The following is a 3148-nucleotide window of genomic DNA, read 5'->3' on the forward strand; positions in this document are numbered from 1 at the left end:
CGAATTACACCCCGGCGAAACCTTTTTCGCCGGGGACCCCGATCCCTTCCCGGAAATGGCCAAACGCCGATGGCGTTTGATCTGTTGCCATTTCCGCCGGGATGACAAGAAGTTTTTCCTGCCCCGCGATACGGCCCCCCCAACGGCGGTGGGCCGCAGTGTCCCGTTCAACAACAGACGTCATCTCGGCGCCCTGAACGAAGTGAAGGCACTCTCGGGGTCCCCGCAAAATCGCAGATTTTGTGGGGTGAGGTTCGAGATCCCCTTTGATAGAACCGCGAGCCCCGACACAGGACCGGCCCAACGGGACAGGAACAAAAGCGCTCTCCCACGCTTTGCGTCGGGACCCCAGGGCGAATAATGTGCTATAATACATACGGGCGCGCAGCCCGCAATACAGTGTGAACACACCGGAGGAAATATGCGAATAATGTGGATATTGGCGATACTTGTGACGTTCCTGGCGGCAGGGGCGGCCTTTGCCTTTGACGCCCTCGCCTTTGCGGACAAGGCCTTTTCGGGAGAGGGGACCCCGGAGAAGACGGAGCACTCCTTCACCGTCCTGGCGGAGACCTTTCCGAATACCACCAAGGTCAACCGCATGCAGGACGGGGTCAACCCCATAAGGCTGGCGGGCAGGACCTACAGGCACGGCCTGGGGGTCCACGCGGACAACCATTTGCTCTTTGAGTTTTCCAAGCCTGTCATCAGGTTCACGAGCCGGGTGGGCATCGATTCGCTGATGAGCGGCACTCCTGCGGAGATCACCTGGCAGGTGCTGGCCGACGGCAAAGAGGTGGCCGCCGGAGAAGCAAAGAGCGACAACACCTGCAAGACCGTGGACGTAACGCTGCCGGGCATCACCCGTCTGGAGCTGCTGCTGGACCACGGCAAGGAGCACACCTGCGACCAGACCGACTGGGGCGACGCCCGGGTGTATTTTGCCGACGGCACCGACGCCTGGCTGGACGAGATAGCCGGAGCCAGCCGCGTCATATACAGATATCCTTTTTCCTTCGTCTATGGCGGCGTGTCCTCCGACGAGCTGCTGCCCCGGTGGCAGTTTGACAAAAAGAGCGAGACCCTGTCCGACACCCACGTGGTCAACACCTACACCTACACAGGGGACCGGCTCACCGTGAAGGCGGTGGTCAATATATACACCGACACCCAGGCTCTGGACTGGACGGTGTATTTCACAGGCACCGGCAATACCCGCAGCAAGATCCTGAAGGACGTGAACGCCCTCAACGTGGACTACCGCCTCTCGACTTCAGCCCCCGTGGGAGGGGACGCCCTGCCCACGGGACTGATCATGGAGCCGGTGAAGGATGAGAAAAAGGAGCTCACCGACGTGGTGCTGTGCCGCACGGGAGGCTCCATAGGCTGCGTGCGCTTCAGCTTTGACGAATTCCGGCAGATACCGGAGCGTCTGCCCAAGGGCGAGACCGTGTCCACCGTCCACGGGGGCCTCAGCCCCTCCGGCGGCGACTACAGCCCCTGGTGGAGCCTGAAATGGGGAGACGGCGGCATGGTGTGCGGCCTGGGCTGGACGGGCAACTGGCGGGCAGACTATACCTGCGACGGAGAAAACCTGAACGTCAGGGCCGGCTTCGGCGACGCCTTCAACGCATATCTGAAGCCCGGGGAGACCGTGCGCAGCGCCAGGGTCATGAGCGTCTTCTTTAACGGCGATGATATACAGACGGGCATGAATCTCTTCCGCCGGTCCATGATCAACCACGTGAGCCCCCGGGAGAACGGCAGGGCTGCGGAGATACCCATCGCCTACACCGTCTCCGCCTCGGAGACCAACGCGGGCACCGAGGAAGTGGACAGGGATTATATGAACGGCTTCAAAGGCCTGGGCTTTGAGGTCACCTGGTTCGACGCCTACGTGCTCCGGGACGGCTTCCCCGCCTGCATCGGCAATTATCACAAGCCTGTCAGTGATATGATAGACCCGGTGCGCTATCCCCACGGCATGGAGCCCTTGGTCAAAATGGCCAACGATTACGGCACCGACATCATGATGTGGTTCGCCCCGGAAACGGTGGGCAAGGATACCTTTGTGTCCAAAGAGCACCCCGAGTGGGTCATGTCTGCCAAGGGAAATGCCGAACACACAGGTTCTTTTGCTCTCGTGGATCCCGAGGCCCGGGAATATATGACCGACGTGCTGTCCACCGCCTTCCGGGACTGGAAGGTGCGGGTGTGGAAGACAGATTCCGCCACCGTCGAACAGGACCTCGTCAATTATACCGGCGAGACCGGCCCTCAGCGCAAGGGCATAGCCGAAAACCGGTGGGTGCAGTCCCTCTACAAGTTCTGGGACGATATACGCGCCAACAAGCCCGACCTCCTCATAGACAACTGCGCCGGCGGCTGCACCCGCATGGACCTGGAGACCATGAGCCGCTCGATCATCATGTGGCGCTCCGACAGCCACGTGTGGGCCATTTTCAACGACAACAGGACCGCCATCCTCAACCAGCTGGCAGTCTGCCGCCTCAACGGCTTCGTGCCCTGGCACACCTGCGGACAGGGCGGCTATTCGCCCTATCACATCCGCTCCGGCTTCAATATGGGCCTCAGCTACGTGAACCCCCTCTCCGTCATGAAGCAGGAGGACAAGGACCTGCTGAAACGGGGAGTGGAGGAATGCAAGCGCCTTCGGAAATACTGCCGGGGCGACTATTACACCCTGTACTGCACCGACGAGCGCAGCGACCAGTGGTGCGCCTGGCAGTATGACAGGCCGGAAGAGCAGGACGGCTGCTTCGTGGTGTTCCGCCGGGAAGAGTCTCCCTTTACCGCCCTGACCGTCAAGCCCAGGGGCATAGACCCGGACGCCGGCTACAGCGTGTCGGTGTATGAGACCTACGACCTGAAGGAGACAGTGACCATGAAGGGCAGCGAGCTCATGGAGTTCAACGCGGTGATCCCCGAGGCTCCCGGCAGTCTGCTGGTGGAATACAAAAAACTGTAATATTGACGAAAACGAGAGCCCCCCGCCGCGTTTGCGGCAGGGGGCCTTTTTTCCGGAGCCGGCCCGCCCGGCCGGGGAAAAGAACTCTTCTGTCCCGTTCACTTTCAACGTCACTTCGGCGGTGAGGGCCACTCGTGCCCTCACCGGTAAGAAGTCCCC

At 61.1% G+C, this 3148-nt stretch carries 1 protein-coding gene; it reads left to right on the plus strand.

Going from position 1 to position 3148, the window contains the following annotated elements; all coding sequences use genetic code 11:
* The first annotated feature begins 421 nt into the window (after positions 1–421).
* Positions 422–2989 carry an NPCBM/NEW2 domain-containing protein gene (locus IK083_07935; protein ID MBR4749482.1) on the plus strand — a complete coding sequence of 856 codons (2568 nt, stop codon included), beginning with the start codon at positions 422–424 and terminating at the stop codon, positions 2987–2989.
* Positions 2990–3148: the final 159 nt, after the last annotated feature.

The sequence above is a fragment of the Abditibacteriota bacterium genome (genome assembly GCA_017552965.1).
In the GTDB taxonomy this organism is placed as follows: domain Bacteria; phylum Armatimonadota; class UBA5829; order UBA5829; family UBA5829; genus RGIG7931.